A 16,000-nucleotide genomic window follows, 5' to 3' on the forward strand; every position below is an offset into this window, starting at 1 on the left:
GCTAGTCGCGCACCAGTTCGAGCAGCGACGTGACATCACTGAGCCGCTGCTCGGGGGTGTCGCCGACCGGCGCGAGCAAGAGCGTGGTGACACCGGCAGCTTCGAACGCCGCAATGCGGCGCTTCAGCTCGTCAGCATCGCCGAACAGCGCAACGCCGTACAGGAGTTCGTCTGGCACGGCCGCGATCGCCTCGGCTTGACGCCCCGAAAGGTATAGCTCCTGAATCTCGGCCGCTTCAGCCTCGTAGCCGTAGCGCACAGCAATGTCGTTGTAGAAGTTCTTGCCCTTCGCGCCCATGCCACCGATGTAAAGCGCTAACTGCGCACGCACCGCCATAAGCGCCTTCGGTGACGGGTCGCCGAAGGCGAAGAAGACCTGCACCTGAATCTGCAACGTGCCGAGCTCAGCGTCGCGCCGAGCCAATCCCTGCTCCAGCGACTCGCCCCAGACACGGTCGGCACGGTTCGGGTCATAGAAAATGGGCTGCCATCCCTCAGCGATCTCGGCAACTTGGGCAACGCTCTTGCTGCCGAGCGCCGCGATCGAGATGGGGATGTTCGTGCGCTCGGGAGTATTGATGAGCTTGAGAGGCTTCCCCATGCCGGTGCCTCCCTGCTCTCGCGACAGCGGCACCGAATAGTGCCGCCCGTCGTGGACGACCGGGTCACGCCGCCACACCTGGCGGCAGATGTCGACGATCTCACGGGTGCGACCTAGCGGGGCGTCGTACTTCACGCCGTGGAAACCTTCGATCACTTGGGGGCCCGAAGCGCCGAGCCCGAGGGTGAACCCCCCACCGGCAAGCGAATCCAGACTTGCCGCGGTCATCGCGGTGAGACTCGGCGTGCGTGTGTAGAGCTGAAAGATGTTTGACATCAAACCGATGCGCGTCGTCTTGGCTGCGAGGTACCCCAGCCGGCTCACCGCATCGAAGGAATACGCCTCGGCGACAGCGATCGTGTCAAGGCCAGCCGCCTCATACGTTTCCACCGCATCCGCAATCTCATGAATGTCGGTCGAGTAGTTCTGAATGAGTCCGAACTGCATCATTTCGCCTTTCGTCGAGGGCCCGCCGCATTGCTGTGCCCGTGGGGAACGATACCCGACCGATGTAGCGCTCCTTTTTGCGCATTCACAGCGTTCTGTAAGGTAGTGAGATCGATTCGCGACGAATGAACGAACTAGCCGGAGTTCCAACCACGTTGGAGCACGCAGAGGAGACACGTCGATGACCGCACAAGATAGCTCGGATGCACCTGAAAAGGTCACCCCGAAAAAGATCCTCAAAGAGGTGACACACCCAGCGCTGATCCCGGGAATCGGTGTTGAAGACACGCCTCGCCAGTTCAGCACAAACTGGCCAGTGTTCGGGATCGCCGGCGCCCTCGTGCTAGCTGTGGTGATCTGGGGTTTTATCGCGCCAGACAGCATCAGCACCGTTGGGTCTGTGTCACTTGCTTGGGTAACGACCCACTTCGGCTGGCTGTTCTCATCGCTCGCGATGGTGACGATCGTTTTCATGTTCGTGCTCGGCTACGGCCGCACCGGGGGCATCCGCCTCGGCGCTGACAACGAAGCACCCGAGTTCTCGACCGTGTCTTGGATCGCCATGCTGTTCTCGGCTGGCATGGGCATCGGCCTGATCTTCTGGGGTTCGGCTGAGCCGCTCTTCTACTTCAACAATGTGCCTCCCGGGTTCGGTTCCGAGCCAGGCACCGAAGGCGCAATGCTCGACGCACTGTCGCAGTCAATCCTGCACTGGGGGCCTCTAGCATGGGCCTTCTACGCGCTCGTTGGCGGTGCGATTGCCTACGCCGCCTACCGGCGCGGACGTCGCCCGCTCATCTCGGCGATCTTTCAGCCGATCTTCGGAGACAAGACCGACGGCCCACTGGGCGCCATAATCGACGTGTTCGCGATCATCGTTACGCTGTTCGGAACCGGTGTCACGCTCGGCATGGGAACGCTTCAGATCGCCAGTGGTGTGGAGTTCGTCACCGGCGTCGGCCCACTCGGCAACAGCGCGATCATCATCATCGTCACGGTGCTGACCGCCGCATTCGTCGTGTCTGCTGTCTCGGGCATCAAGCGCGGCATCCGTGCACTGTCGAACATCAACATGGTGCTTGCGGGCGTCATCGGCCTGTTCGTGTTCATCATGGGACCGACGCTGTTCCTGCTGAACATCATCCCCGCCAGCGTGCCGGCCTTCATCAACGACCTGTGGATGATGCTCATGCGCAACCCCGCGCAGGGTGAAGATGCCTCCGCCTTCATGTCGAGTTGGACGAACTATTACTGGGCATGGTGGATTTCGTGGACGCCTTTCGTCGGAATGTTCATCGCAAAGATCTCGCGCGGCCGCACGCTGCGCCAGTTCGTGACCGTCGTGATCATCGTTCCCTCGGCAGTCTGCATTGTCTGGTTCGGCATCATGGGCGGCACCGCCATGCTTATGGAGCTCCAGGGCTTGGGCATCAGCGAAGCGGGCGGCTCACAGGCCGTGCTGTTCGCCATGCTGTCGAACCTGCCGTTCGGTGGCGTTGTTTCCGTCATCGCCATGATCTCGATCGTGCTGTTCTTCGTGACATCGGCTGACTCCGCTGCGATCGTGATGGGCTCGATGAGCCAACGAGGCAAGCCAGAGCCTTCGACCTGGGTGACCATCACCTGGGGGCTGCTGCTGGGCGCCGCGGCTCTCGCGCTGCTCTTGGCTGGCGGCGAGACGGCGCTATCTGGTCTGCAATCGATCATGGTCGTCACGGCGCTGCCGTTTGCCATTATCGTCATCGGCATCATGTTCGCGTGGGGCCGAGAGCTGCAGACTGATCCGTACATGTTGCGCCGCCGCTATGCAAAGGCTGCGATCGCACAGGGTGTTCGACTCGGTATCGCCGAACACGGTGACGACTTCGTGTTCGGGTCCACAGAAGTGGGCGCAGACGAGGGCGCGGGAGCTGGATTCGATTCCGAAGACCCGGCACTCACCGAGTGGTACGACACCGCAACCGGTCAAATTGCAGTGGTCACTGCCGACGACGTGCGCCGCACGCTCGAGCCAGGCCGTATTGAGCCCAAGGGCCCCGAGAACCCGCGTCACACGGCGTCGGGTGATGCATCGCTCACGGTCGGCGAGAACCGACGCGCAGAGCGCGAGCAGCGCAAGCGCGAGAAGGACGAGAAGGACAAAGAGTAAGTACGAGAAGGTCGGGGTGAGGCGCACGCTAGGTGTGCGTCACCCCGACCTTTTTAGCGTCGCGCGAGGGCATGCATCGTGGGCGCGGTGAGGTCGCCCAATGAGGTCCATAGCCCGAACGCCTCGTCGTAGCGTGCGACCAGCTCAGCGACCGGGTCGATGGTTTCTCCCGCTTCGATGAGTTCGAGGGGCGCACGCCAATCAGCGAAGGCTTCCGTGCCCGTTCCCGCCGCGAAGGCAGCGCCCAACGATGCTCCAGGATGGTTGCGAACGGTGCGCAACGGCACTCCCAGAACCGAAGCGTGAATCTGCTTCCACAACAGCGACGTCGCGCCGCCGTTGGTGACCGTCGCCTGATCCATTGCGATTCCGCGCGAACGCATGACGTCGGCATTGTGCCTGAACCCAAATGCGATGCCTTCGAGAGCGCTGCGGTACAGATCAACCGCGTCGTGCCCGAGATGCATCCCTGCGAAGACCCCCCGAAGGTCGGGGTCGTTACGCGGACTCTTCTCGCCGAGAAAATACGGCAGGCACAGCACCTCTGCTGCTCGCCTGTCGGTCGCCTCAGCATCCATCGCCGAGAGATCAGCAATACTGAGCAGCTTCTGCACCCAGCGCACCAGGCTTCCGCTCGTTGCCATGCAGCCGTTGGGGAGCCAGAGGCCTGCAACGGGATGCCGATCGAGGAAAAACCTCTCGTCAACGATCGGCGCCTCAGCCACCGCGAGAATGTCGCCGGCGCCTCCCAGCTTCACGAGCCAGTCCCCGGTTTCAACAAGTCCCGCACAATAGGCGGAGAGGACGTGATCAGCTCCACCCGTAACCAGCGGAATTCCGCGCGCGAGCCCGGTCTGATCCGCCACACGCGGATCGAGTTCGCCTATGATCTGACCCGGCTCTACTACCGGCGGCAACCGTTCAGCAAGACCCCGCACGTAGTCGTTGACGGGCAAGAAGGCATGCCCTGCGAGATCGAACAGACCAGATTCCAAGGCCCAATTGGACTCGACATGCACCTGCGCCCCGAGCGCGGTCAGCAGCCAATCGTACGAACCGACTATCCAGCGAGTCTCTGACCAGGTGTCAGGCTCATGCTGAGCCAGCCACATCGCTTTCGGCGCCACAGACTGCTGGCTAGGAACCGATCCAGTCGCGTGGAGCAGATTCGAACCAGTCGTCGCCCTCGCGAGTCTGTCGACTTCTGCGCTCGCCCGCGCATCGTTCTGGAGTATCGCGTTACGCAAGGGATTGCTGGCTGCATCCAAGCAGACGACTGCGGGCACCATTCCCGTCGTCGCGATCGCTCTGACGCTGCGCCCGGCCGCAAACGCTGCCAGTTCGGCAAGCGTTTCGAGCACGTTTGAGAGCCACACGCCGGGGTCGGCTTCAGCCCAGCCAGCATGTGTCGATATCAGCGCATTGGATCGGGTGGACTGTGCGATGACTCCCGCGCCTACGTCAACCAGTACGGATTTCACACCGGTCGTGCCAATATCGACTCCGATGACCAGCTGTGAGTCAGTCACGTTCTCTCCTGATCGTCGACTTTCGCTCAGGAGCGAGCCACGTCGACAAAGCGTCGTGCACGATCACGATCGACCGCGTTCCAGGTATTACCATCAATCTTCAGCGAAGATCCGACGATACAACCATCCGCGATCGTGAGCATCTCAGCAATGCTTTCAGCTCGCGCTCCGGTGTTCAATAGAACGGGCGTCTCTTCAGGGACGGCAGCCCGCACATCGCGCAACAGTGTGGTCGATGGACCAGCGCCCGCCATCGGCCCTGACACCAATATGCCGTCTGCCAAGGATGAAACCACCGTGGACTTGGCAATCTGCGAAAACGTCCTGTTTCCGATCGGCGAAGCGAACTCGGGCGAGATGTTCATGAAGATCGCAATGTCGTTGGCGTCGAGCCGGCGGCGCTCACGCAGGGTTTCGGCCGCATCGGTATTCCACAGCCCCATATCGGACTCCCACACCCCCGTAACGACCTCGCGCATAAAAGATGCTCCCGTAGCAACCGCGGTCGCCAGCGCAATGCTCGGGTCCCATAGATAGTCGACCCCGAACGGGATGGACGATGGTCGACACTCTGTGACAACACGTGCCATCACTGCCGCCGCCTCTGGGCCCGCCTTGAGTTGGTACGGTCGGTCGTTTTCGTTGCAGAACATCACGGCATCGAACCCCGCGTCCACGAGAACTTCAACATCGCGCGTCACCTGAGCCACCAGCCCGTCGACGCCTTCGGCTGCGTTGTAAAGCGGAGTGCCAGGCAGCGCTGGCACGTGAGCCATAGCGATGAGAGGTTTGGTCTGCGTCGGGAAGACGGCGCGAAAAAGCGAGGACATGCGACTCCTAGGTTTAGAGAGAGGAAAGTGTGCGAAATGCGATCAGCCGAGAGCGCTTGAGCCAGGCGGCGTGGATTCCGCCTCGGCGAAAGTGATGTTGACCCCCTGCTCGCGCAGCTCCACGATCGTGGGGTGCTCGGGAGACGCATCGGTGACGACAACTTCTACGTCACTAATCGGCGCGACGCTGACGAGGTGCGTACGACCGAACTTGGCCTCGTCCGCACCGACAATGATCCGACGAGCAACTGCCGCTGCGGCTCGTTTCACGGCGGCTTCTTGGGGGTGATACTCCGTCAAACCGCGGACAGGGTCTATACCTGAGATGCCAGCGATATAGGTGTCGCAGTTGTACTGAGAGAGAAACCGCTCTGCCTCTGGCCCGATGAGGCTGAGCTCGCCGGGACGGACGAGTCCTCCGGTCAAAATCACTGTGGTGTCCGGTTCATCGGCAAGGATCGATGCAACCGTCAGAGAGGGCGTCACCACGATCAGCCCCAGGCCCCGCCCTTGGATCGCATGCGCGACGGAAGCGACCGTCGACCCGCTGTCCAGGATGACCGACTCGCCGGGAGATAGGAGATTGACGATGGTGGTAGCAATATGCGCCTTCGGACCCGCAGCTCGCCCAGCGCGTGCGCCGTAGGAAGGCTCAAATGCCGTGCCACCGTGTGCGATCGCTCCACCTGAGATTCGTCGCACGACTCCGGCACTGCTCAACGCCTCGATGTCGCGTCGGACAGTCATCTCGCTCACGCCGAACTGCAAAGCAAGTTGCGCAAACTGAACCTCGCCGTCGCGAATAACCAAGTCTTCGATCGCGCCGCGTCGCTCATTGACGTCCATGGTCTGCCCCACCTGCCATCCGCCCTACGAGCACATCGTAGTCACGCTGCTGCTGCTCTCGTTGCCCCTTGAGGTCAATGGTAAGGAGCTGCTTGTCTCGCATCAGCCACCGCCCCGCCACCATTGTGTCGGTGACAGATGCTCCGCTCGTGCCATACACGAGTGCGGCTTCGAGACTCTGGGCGCCAATCGGTCCTCTCGCGATCTCGCGAAGAGGCAAAGCGATCAGATCCGCAACAGCGCCAGGTGCGAGCGCACCATCAACCGCGGCGCCGCCCAGTGCCTTGTGACCGTTGCGCGTCGCGATGCGCAGAATCTCATCGGGTGTCACGTTGTTCGGCGTGCGCGACGTGAAGGCGGCGAGTTTACCCAGCATGCGCATCTCTTCGAACAAGTCGACGTTGGTGTTGTTGCACACGTTGTCGCTACCGAGAGTCACGTTCACGCCTTGATCGAGCGCATCCCGAACTGGAGCAGCTGGCGCGCCCGATTGCATGGCCACCGAGGGGATCACTGCCATAGAAGCTCGGGTTCCCGCGAGCAGACTCAGCTCTTCAACGGGCACGGTGTTGCAGTGCGCGAGGATGGTGGGCACGTCAAGCATCTGCATCTGAACCAGCTTGCGCAATGACGACATTCCGTAGTGTTCGGCGCAGTATTCATCTTCTTCGCTGGAGGTCGAGTAGTGAGCGTGCATGCCCACTCCGAACTTCTCAGCGAGGTCGCGCGCGGCGACCATTGCATCCGGCTGATTGTCGACGAAGAAGGCGTGCGGACCTACCCAGCCTCGAACAAGATCCGAGGCGCCGCTCATCGCCGACACAAACTCGGCTGTTGATCGAAGTTCTCGGGCGCGCGCGTCGTCATCACCGAGTTCGACAATTCCCCATGCGATGGCGGCGCGCAGGCCTGACTCGATCACGGTCGGCGCGATTTCATCTGCATAGAAATACTGATCGGCAAACGATGTCGTTCCATGTTGAACGAAGTCGGCGCAGCTGACAGCCACTGATGCTGGAACGAGGTCGGGTGTGAGATGCGCTTCGCGATTGCGCAGGACGCCCAAAAACCCCTCCATGGACAGCAACGAATGGCCTTGCGCCACGCCGCGCATGAGCGACATCGGCGTGTGGGCATGCGTATTCACAAGCCCTGGCATCACGAGAGCTTCTCCAAGGTCAATGACATGCGAACCTGTGGGCCGTTCGCCCACCAGCTGATGCGCATCAACAATGATGCCGTCCTCAACCTCGATGACCCCGGGCGAAAGCACCCGACCGTCACCTGTCCAGACCACGTCAGCAACGATAATTCGAGGCGATTCCTGCGCAGTTTTCACGATGCGTCCTCTCCACTAGCCATGATTCTTCCCACTCGCTCACGTGTCATCTGCTCTCGGGGGAACGGACCGACGAGCTTTCCGCGATACATCACCGCGATGCGATGAGAGAGGGCAAAAATCTCATCAAGCTCGGTAGACACCAGCAGTACACCTGCGCCGTTGGCGCATGCTTCTAGGAGCACGCTGTGGACGAACTCGATCGATCCGACGTCCAGGCCGCGTGTCGGCTGGTTGGCGAGAACGATCGACGGACGGCCTGCTAGTTCGCGGCCGATGACGATCTTCTGAAGATTGCCGCCCGAGAGAGACGCGACGGTCCGCGTCGGGGCGGCGCCGCGCACCTCGTAGTCCGCGATGAGCTTTTCAGCGAATCGGCGCCGCGCGCGGCGTTTGATCACGCCGAATCTGCTGAACATGCGGGAACGAAATGCAGTGGCTGCGGCGTTTTCTTCAAGGGTCGCTTGCACATTGAGGCCAACGTGCATGCGATCCGCTGCGATATGGGCGACGCCTGCGTCGCGAATGCGCGAGGGCCGTGCGTTGGTTAGATTCTGGCCGCGCACACTCACTGTGCCAGCGTCGAGCGCACGCAACCCGGCGAGCGCTTCAATGAGCTCATCTTGACCGTTTCCACTTACCCCAGCCACTCCCACGACTTGTTGCTCGTGCAGGTCGAAAGAGATTCCTGAATCATCTGTATCGCCAACTCCTGGTAGCCGCGCGCCTGCGACATGAAGCACAACACCACCTGGTGTTTCGCGAGGCGGCGCGGTTTGCAGCTGCACTTCTCGCCCCACCATCAGACGAGCCAATTCCGCGTCATCCGCTTCACCGCGGCGAAGATTCGCCACCACTTTCCCTTGCCGCATGACAAGGATTCGGTCTGCGACGGCCTGCACCTCAGGCAGCTTGTGCGAGATGAACAGAACCGCACGACCTGTATCTGCGAGACGGCGCATCATCAGGACCAGGTCATCGGCCTCCGCAGGGGTCAGCACTGCGGTCGGCTCGTCAAAGATGAGAAGCCGCGCGTCTGCCGCAAGTGCCTTTAGAATCTCTACCCGCTGCTGCGCGCCGATCGTAAGGCTGCCGACTCGTTGAGTGGGCGAAAGCTCAAGTCCGGACTCGGATGCAAGCTTGGCAACGCGCTCATTTGCCGCGCGATCGTCATAAAAGCCACCACGCGCTGGTTCCCGCCCGAGAAGCACATTCTGTGCCACGGTGAAACTCGGAACGAGCTCGAAGTGCTGATGCACCATACCGAGTCCCATATCGATCGCGTCTTGGGGGCTTTTGATATCGCGCTGCTGACCATCGACGAGAACGGTTCCAGCATCGGCAGGATGAACCCCGAACAGCAGGTTCATCAGTGTGCTTTTGCCCGTTCCGTTCTCGCCGATGATCGCAACGACTTCACCCGGCCAGACCTCTAGCGACACATCGGCGACAGCGAGCACGCCGGAGGAAGCGAAGTACTTGCGCATTCCACGTAGCTCGAGTCGTGGTGCGTCTGCTGAGGTCTGGCTCATGGGTGAATTCCTAACCGGCCGGGGGCGCCAGTCAGCCTTCCAACCCGAGCGCGGCGCATGCGTCGCTGCTCGGATCGTTGAGTGCATCGCAGACTTCGAGGTCGCCAGCGAGGATCTGCTCGGTGAGATCTGCAATCTCAACCTCAAGGTCAGGGAGCTGTGCTGTCAAGGCGGCAGGTCCCTCGTCAGCAAACACCGTTGACCCGTCGTCCCATGAAAGGCCCGTGACACCGTCTGCCATGCCTGCGGCAACGAAGCCTGCTGTGAAGTCGCCGTTGAGCGCCGCGTTGATGAGATTGTACGTAGTCATATCGACCCGCTTCATCACTGACACGATCACGCTACCGGCCGCGTCTGCGTCCTGGTTCGAATCCACGCCGATCGCGTAGGTTCCTTCTTGCTCTGCTGCAGTAAACACGCCTTGTCCGGACAGACCGGCTACCGCGAAGACGATGTCGTTGCCGTCTTGGTACAGCGCGAGAGCTGCTTCCTGTCCAACCGATGGATCAGCAAACTCACCATTCAGGTAGGTCGGCGTCACGATGCAGTCGGCACAGGCGGCAAGGACGCCCTGCTCGAATCCGTAGAAGAACTGGTTCAGGCCCGGGTTGTCGATGCCCAGGACTGCGCCGACCTTCTTGGTCTCCGATAGCGATCCAGCCACATAGCCGCCGAGGAAGCTGGACTCGTGCACGTTGATGGCGAAGGCCTGCACGTTGTCTGGAAGTTCGTCGACGTAGATATCACTGGGCACCCCGAACAACTGGTCCGGGTTCTCCTCGGCAACCGCCAGCAGCGAATCTGGGTCAAGGCCCGGGGCCAGGATGATGTCAGGCTGAGTGGCGACTGTCGAGCGCAATACTGACTCTTGCTGTGAGACTGACTCGGCCTCGACAACCCGACCGGTTACGCCGAGTTCAGACTCTGCCAGAACCGTTCCTGCGATCGCGGAGTCGATGAAACCGCCATCACCCGCAGCGCCGGGTGTGACGAGAGCGTACGTGAAGGTCTCTTCGCTGGCATCAGCGGTCTCGTCGGATGACGCGGAGCATCCGGCGAGCGCGATGACCGAAGTAAGGGCGAGCGCAACGCCCGCGATGGCTCGTGTTCGGGTGATTGACATTTGTGTCTCCTGGTTGGTGGTGCAGTTCAGTGGTGCATCGAGGTGGAGCGTGAAGGGGGACTTTCGTCGGGTGGTGATTCGGGAGGATCATCTGTTGGCAGTTCGCTGACAGTCGTCGCCGCTTCGTCTGGCGGTCGCAGGCGGCGACGAGGTAGTGCGAGTGGAATCTTGGAGTTGCGCTCCCACAGGCGGAGCAGACGTCCACGAGACTTCGCTTGCAGTCCGACAATCACCAGGGCTACGAACGCTGCTCCCTGTGGGATGAACTGAGTGAGGTTGGAAGGAACGTCAAACTGCTGCAGGCGAATGCTCGCTGCACTTGCCAGACCGAAGAGTCCAGCGGCGGGAATGAGAAGCGCGGGTTTGTTCAACGCGAGCAAGGCTGCGGTAATGCCGATCCAGCCTCGATCGCCACTCATGTTTCGGGTGAACAGCCCGAGTTCCCCCACCGACAGGTATGCCCCGCCGAGACCAGCGATCGCCCCGGCTGCGACCAAGGTAAGCAGTTGTGCACGATCGACCTTCAACCCCGCGCTTGCCGCAGCCCCCGGCGCCTCGCCGACGGCAAGCAGATGACGGCCGCTACGGGTGCGAAACCAGATGGCGATAAGGAGCACCAGAAAGAAGGCACTGTATGCGAGCCAATTGAGTCGGCTGAGCAGACTGTCAAGCAGCGGAAAGGCTTCGACAAAAGGCAAGACGATCGTGGGGAGCGTCTCAATGTCGGGCTTGAATGTGCCCACACCGCCCAGGTACGAGCGCATCAGAAACACTGTGAGCTGCAAAACCAAGATATTCAGGCCGATGGCAAGAACCACTAGATCCACGCCGAAACGGTGCGCAAGAGCCATAATGACACCGATCACCGCGCCGGCGGCGGCAGCCGCTACGACTCCGACGAACGTATTTTGGGTGCCTGCGGCAACGAGAATTCCCACGAATGCGCCGATGAGAACCTTGGACTCGATTGCGAGGTTGAGAATCCCAGCGCGCGCTGACAACATCGACGCGATCGCTGCGAACAGAATCGGAACGGTAAGGCGAATACCGGAGTTGAGGAAGTCCGCCAACATGATCATCGTGGGCTCCCGGCTTTGACGGTTTCGCTCGACGCGCTGTTAGATCTGTTCGCCCGCCGTTTGTCGATGGCACGCTGAATCCTCACCAAGAGTGGGGCCTGAATGGCGACCAGCACGATCATCAAAGCGAGCACGGTCGAGCCGATCTCGCGGGGCACGCCCAGCGCAATTTGCAGTCCGTTCACAGCGCCAACGGTGACCCCGGCGTAGAACACGCCGACAATTCCGGCACCGATAGCGGTAGTTCCGCCAAGGATCGCAGCGGTAAGGCCAGTGAACCCAGTCCCGTCGCTGAATCCTTCGATCACGCGGTAATTCGACCCGATGACTTGGACACCGCCACCAATGCCTGCGAGTGCACCTCCGATGAGGCCCGCTCTCAGAACGCTCGCGGTGGCCGACATACCTGTGTACCGGGCAAACAACGTCGCCTCGCCGCTCATGCGCTGCTCATATCCCCGCGTCGTGCGTGACAGGTAGAACCACACGAGCACGCAGGCAATAACAGCAAGCACGAACGCGAGTCCGAACTTGGTGGACACATCCCAAACCGGCAGCTTGGCTTCGTCGCGGATCGTCTGCGTATACCCCACTGTCGAAGCTTCCGCGCGAAGCGGGTAATTCACCAAGAAGTCGACCAGCAGGCCCGCCATCGCGTTCAACACGATGGTGATGATCAGCTCGTTGACGCCGAGATAGACCTTGAGGATCGCTGGGATCACGCCCCACGCGGCGCCGACCAACGCCGCAGCGAGCAGGCACAGAATCGGGCTGAGCACAGCGGGAGCCGGAATCGAGTAGCCGATCACCGCACCAGCAAGTCCGCCGAGCGCGTATTGGCCTTCCTGACCAATACTGAACAGCCCACTGCGCAAGCTGACAACCGCACCTAGCGCACAGAAAATGATGGGGCTGGCTAGAGCAAGCGTTCCTGCGAGCGAGCAGTGCGTTGACGAGCAACTGAATCCCGCTTCGATCACCGTGCCCGCAGCGTCGAACGGCGACACGCCCAACGTTGACACGAGAAGACCGCCAAAGACGAGTGCGATCACCACCGCGCCTACAGGCAGAGCCAGGCGCAGTGCGCCTCGCTCGATGCTGTCGCGGTCCACGTATGCTCCCTGAGATCGAATCACCCGTCGGGCGACTGTTTCACAAAGCATGCGACCTGAATGTTGCTAATTCACATTCAAAGAGTTTCTTGGATGTTACAAATTCACATGAATGACAGATCGTCACACCGGCAGAACGCGTGTGACCGTCCAATAGAGGCCGACCAAACCGACTGCGACGCAGACCGCAATTCGCACATACTCAAGCTGTCGGGGCAAGAGCCAGCCCAGAAGCGCGTAAACCGCGAGCACGATTGCGACAACTGCCAGTTGCGCGACGTCAATGCCGAGGTTGAACATCAGCAGCGCCACAATGTGGTTTTGGGTCGCGAGGCCCAACCCTGCCAGGCTCGACGCGAAGCCGAGCCCGTGCACGAGCCCGATCACACCGGCGATCCACCACGGATGCTTGCCCAGCCTGCCCAGCGCGGCGAGCGCTGCCACGGCCACGATCGATAGCGCAATCGCGGGCTCAACTATCTCGGCGGGCACCGGAAAGATCTCAAAATACGCCAAACACAGGCTGATCGCGTGTCCCACGGTGAACGCCGTCACAAGCTTCACCACCCGCCACATGGTTGAACGATCGACGCGCGCGCCAACCACGCCCAGCGCAAGCACAATCAGGAACAGCGCGTGGTCAAGGCCCAGCCGAATGTGCTCAATACCTTGGAAGAAGAAGGATGCTGCGGTCGCCCACCCATCAAGGGTGAAGGTCACGGCACCGTCATCGCTCAAGTGCCCGATAACCAGCTCGTCGTTTTGCGAAACCACGACACTGTTGGTCGGTGAGGTGAACTGCCACACGACCTCAAGTTGCGCAACATCTTCGTCGCCAAACTCTGCCGTCGCGAACGCAAGTCCGATGTACTCAGAAGCAACGACCGACTCGTCGGCGCCGAGCCCAGCACCAATGATCTCGACCGCACCACCGTTGACGGTGAGCTCGACGTTGTCTTTGACAATCGATACCAGGTTCTCGGCAAGCGCTGACTGCTGCGCGCCGATCTCTGACTGATCGATCAGCCCGTCACCAGACGTGTCTTCGAGGCCCACGTCTTCGAACGCGACGAGTCCCGTTCCAACGATTCTTCCATCCTCGACGGCGAGCGTGAGGGCGATGGTTCCATCGTGCGCTGCCGCAGGAGAGGCGATCGTGAGGAGCCCCAGGAGCATCGCCACACCGATCAGTACCGACACACCACGGCTTCTCGTCGTGGGCTCAGTATGAAACGAATTCACCTATCAGCCGTTCCCACCGGGAGGCCCGCCGCCGCCGTCGGGGCCGCCGCCTTCGCCGTCAGGTAACGCGATGTTGTCGCCGTCAGGACTCGACAGCTTGCCGTCGGCTGCCGCACCAACCCGACACAGCGGCAGGTTGGGCGAGTCATACGACAGGTGATAGTGGTACACCTCACCGAACTCATCCGTGTCTGAGACGTGTCCGCCACAGGCATCGAGATCGCTCGGCACCGCACCGTCTTCTTCTGGCCCGTAGATGACGTAGCCATCAAACGCGAGTCCGATCGGGGCCTCTACGTCTTGGGTGACGTCGCAGATGAGGCCGGTGTCGGCGTCATCGAGGTTCGTCTGGATCGACTCAGCACCGAAATGCCAGTGGTAGTAGCCGCTCGGGTCAATATGTCCGCCACACGCGTCCAACGCGGGTAGACCACCACGGTCTGCGACAGAGGGCGCATCACCAAAGATCGTGACACCGTCGAACGCAAGCCCGATCTGCGAGATCTCCGTGAGGTCTACCGGCTCATCAAGCAGCTCCGGTGCCGTAGGAATCAACACTTGCAGGTGGTACGAGCCATCGGGGGTCGCTTCCAAGCAAGAGTTCTCAGTTGCAGTCTCTGAGGGCGCGGCAGGGTCAGAGATCGAGATGTTGCCATCAGCATCCACGAAGTCATAGCCTTGCGCCGACATCATGTCCCAGTACTCGCTGTCGAGTGCGTAAAGTCCGGGATCATCTCCGTCCCAGACCCAGATCCCGCCAATGTCACTGGTGGTCGCCGGGCAGTACGGTCCGTCTGTTTCGACCGTGGACGGCAGGCTCGCGACCTCGAACTGGTAGCACGTCGTGTCGGTGCCGTTTTCGAGCGTGCAGTCGACGGTGGTTGCTTCACTGGTGAGGGCGTCATCGCCAAACAGGCTGACCAGCTCGACCTGCGTGGACTCAGGAGTCTCAACCGTGACGGACTCGGAGTCCGAGGTCTGCGTCGAAGCATCCGTATTCTCGGCTGCACACGACGCCAATAGCAACGCCGAACAGGCAATCGGAACGAGCAGAAGTTTTGAAGAAGGCTTCATTGTTGATCCCTTGGGTTGCAATCAGGCGTCAGCGCTAGCCGTTGGGTCCACCGGCGGGCGGCCCGCCAGCGCCCTCTTCGCTAGCGACTACCTGACCGACAAAGCACTCGATGACGAGATTCTCTTCGATGGCGTTGGCGTGGTAGTGATACCCCTCGGCCTCGGTGGTATGCCCGTTGCATTCGTCCAACTCAACGGACTCGAGCTGCTCTTCGGTGTAGGGGCTGAAGACCGGGTAACCATCCATGGCATAGCCGAACTGTCCGGTTTCGTCTTCGCTGGTGGACTCGACTTCTGAGCATCCGGCCGCACCATGCAGGTGATAGCCCTCAAATGGGTTGTAGTGTCCGCCGCAGTCGTCGAACGCGGCGATCGTGTACGCGCCGAGGATCGCGTCGACAGGAGCCGACAACGCAATCACGACGCCATCTAGGGTCACCCCGAGGTTGCCCTGCGTTGACGACGCTGCAGACGCGGCGACGGGTTCCGCTGGGATCGTCACGGTCGTTTCGATAGGCTCGCTGTTGTCGAGAAAGTCGATGCTGCCCTCGATGCAGTAGTTCTGGTATTCCGGATCGACGTCGGGCCGAGCGGCTGCCTCGAAGGCCTCGATAGTTTCGGTTACATACACGTTGCCGTCTTCGTCATACATCTGCCAGCCGCTGCCGTACAGATCTGCAAGACCAGCGATGAACTCGCCATCGAGATCGTAAACGTCTTCCCCATCGAACCAGATACCCGCATCGTCAGCACTCGTTGTGATGGTGTCTGGACAGAATGGGCCGGTCTCGTAGGTGCTCGGGTAGCCCGAGATCGTGAACTCGTAGCACGTGGTTTCGGTGCCTTCGCTGAGGGTGCAGTCAACTAGCTCAGGCTCGCCGACGATCGCGTCGTCGGCGAAGAGCGTGAGGTCAATGCCGGTCGGAGCGACAACGGTTTCGGTGGCAGTGTCGCTTGCTTCTGACGTGGCAGACGACGACGAAGAGGCTTCTTCTTCGCTCGCCGCACATGAAGCAGCAAGAAGTGCCACAGTGGCCGCAAGACCTGCGACGAGGAGTGTGCGGGAGACCCGGCGTGAGCGAGAGAGCATCATGCCC

The 16,000-nt window shown here is 61.1% G+C and carries 13 protein-coding genes; 1 reads left to right on the top strand and 12 read right to left on the bottom strand.

Translation table 11 applies throughout. The features are described 5' to 3' along the window. Position 1 precedes the first annotated feature (1 nt). Positions 2 to 1,051 carry an LLM class F420-dependent oxidoreductase gene (locus AB0O81_RS06820; RefSeq protein WP_363582539.1) on the bottom strand — a complete coding sequence of 350 codons (1,050 nt, stop codon included), beginning with the start codon at positions 1,049 to 1,051 and terminating at the stop codon, positions 2 to 4. A 178-nt stretch (positions 1,052 to 1,229) separates the two neighbouring features. On the opposite strand from AB0O81_RS06820, the gene AB0O81_RS06825 reads away from it, so the two are divergent. Then, complete coding sequence (locus AB0O81_RS06825; protein ID WP_363582541.1) at positions 1,230 to 3,197, top strand: BCCT family transporter; 1,968 nt, start codon at positions 1,230 to 1,232, stop codon at positions 3,195 to 3,197. Positions 3,198 to 3,250: 53 nt separating this feature from the next. On the opposite strand, the gene AB0O81_RS06830 is transcribed toward AB0O81_RS06825, so the two are convergent. From AB0O81_RS06830 to AB0O81_RS06880, 11 genes are all read right to left on the bottom strand, one after another. Further along, positions 3,251 to 4,726: an FGGY family carbohydrate kinase gene (locus tag AB0O81_RS06830; protein ID WP_363582543.1), complete on the bottom strand. Its 1,476-nt coding sequence runs from the start codon at positions 4,724 to 4,726 to the stop codon at positions 3,251 to 3,253. A gap of 26 nt (positions 4,727 to 4,752) precedes the next feature. Continuing rightward, complete coding sequence (locus tag AB0O81_RS06835) at positions 4,753 to 5,556, bottom strand: BtpA/SgcQ family protein (RefSeq protein ID WP_363582545.1); 804 nt, start codon at positions 5,554 to 5,556, stop codon at positions 4,753 to 4,755. A 42-nt stretch (positions 5,557 to 5,598) separates the two neighbouring features. Continuing rightward, complete coding sequence (locus AB0O81_RS06840) at positions 5,599 to 6,402, bottom strand: DeoR/GlpR family DNA-binding transcription regulator (RefSeq protein ID WP_363582547.1); 804 nt, start codon at positions 6,400 to 6,402, stop codon at positions 5,599 to 5,601. Further along, the gene (locus AB0O81_RS06845; protein ID WP_363582549.1) at positions 6,389 to 7,741 is read right to left on the bottom strand and encodes an amidohydrolase family protein; all 1,353 of its coding nucleotides are present in this window, start codon (positions 7,739 to 7,741) and stop codon (positions 6,389 to 6,391) included. The genes AB0O81_RS06840 and AB0O81_RS06845 overlap by 14 nt, the downstream gene beginning before the upstream one ends. Further along, on the bottom strand, positions 7,738 to 9,273 hold the full coding sequence (locus AB0O81_RS06850; protein WP_363582551.1) for an ABC transporter ATP-binding protein: 1,536 nt from the start codon (positions 9,271 to 9,273) through the stop codon (positions 7,738 to 7,740). Before AB0O81_RS06850 ends, AB0O81_RS06845 begins: the two co-directional genes overlap by 4 nt. 31 nt (positions 9,274 to 9,304) lie before the next feature. Then, on the bottom strand, positions 9,305 to 10,396 hold the full coding sequence (locus AB0O81_RS06855; protein ID WP_363582554.1) for a BMP family ABC transporter substrate-binding protein: 1,092 nt from the start codon (positions 10,394 to 10,396) through the stop codon (positions 9,305 to 9,307). A gap of 26 nt (positions 10,397 to 10,422) precedes the next feature. Then, positions 10,423 to 11,475: an ABC transporter permease gene (locus tag AB0O81_RS06860; protein ID WP_363582556.1), complete on the bottom strand. Its 1,053-nt coding sequence runs from the start codon at positions 11,473 to 11,475 to the stop codon at positions 10,423 to 10,425. Next, positions 11,472 to 12,587 (bottom strand): ABC transporter permease, encoded by a 1,116-nt coding sequence (locus AB0O81_RS06865; protein ID WP_363582558.1) that lies wholly within the window; start codon positions 12,585 to 12,587, stop codon positions 11,472 to 11,474. The genes AB0O81_RS06860 and AB0O81_RS06865 overlap by 4 nt, the downstream gene beginning before the upstream one ends. Positions 12,588 to 12,710: 123 nt before the next feature. Further along, positions 12,711 to 13,787 carry a HupE/UreJ family protein gene (locus AB0O81_RS06870; RefSeq protein ID WP_363582560.1) on the bottom strand — a complete coding sequence of 359 codons (1,077 nt, stop codon included), beginning with the start codon at positions 13,785 to 13,787 and terminating at the stop codon, positions 12,711 to 12,713. Positions 13,788 to 13,832: 45 nt separating this feature from the next. Next, on the bottom strand, positions 13,833 to 14,903 hold the full coding sequence (locus AB0O81_RS06875) for a YHYH protein (RefSeq protein ID WP_363582562.1): 1,071 nt from the start codon (positions 14,901 to 14,903) through the stop codon (positions 13,833 to 13,835). A gap of 34 nt (positions 14,904 to 14,937) precedes the next feature. Further along, complete coding sequence (locus AB0O81_RS06880) at positions 14,938 to 15,996, bottom strand: YHYH protein (protein ID WP_363582564.1); 1,059 nt, start codon at positions 15,994 to 15,996, stop codon at positions 14,938 to 14,940. Between the last annotated feature and the right edge of the window lie 4 nt (positions 15,997 to 16,000).

Origin of the sequence: Microbacterium sp. NPDC076911 (genome assembly GCF_040687125.1) — a bacterium.
Lineage (GTDB): Bacteria > Actinomycetota > Actinomycetes > Actinomycetales > Microbacteriaceae > Microbacterium.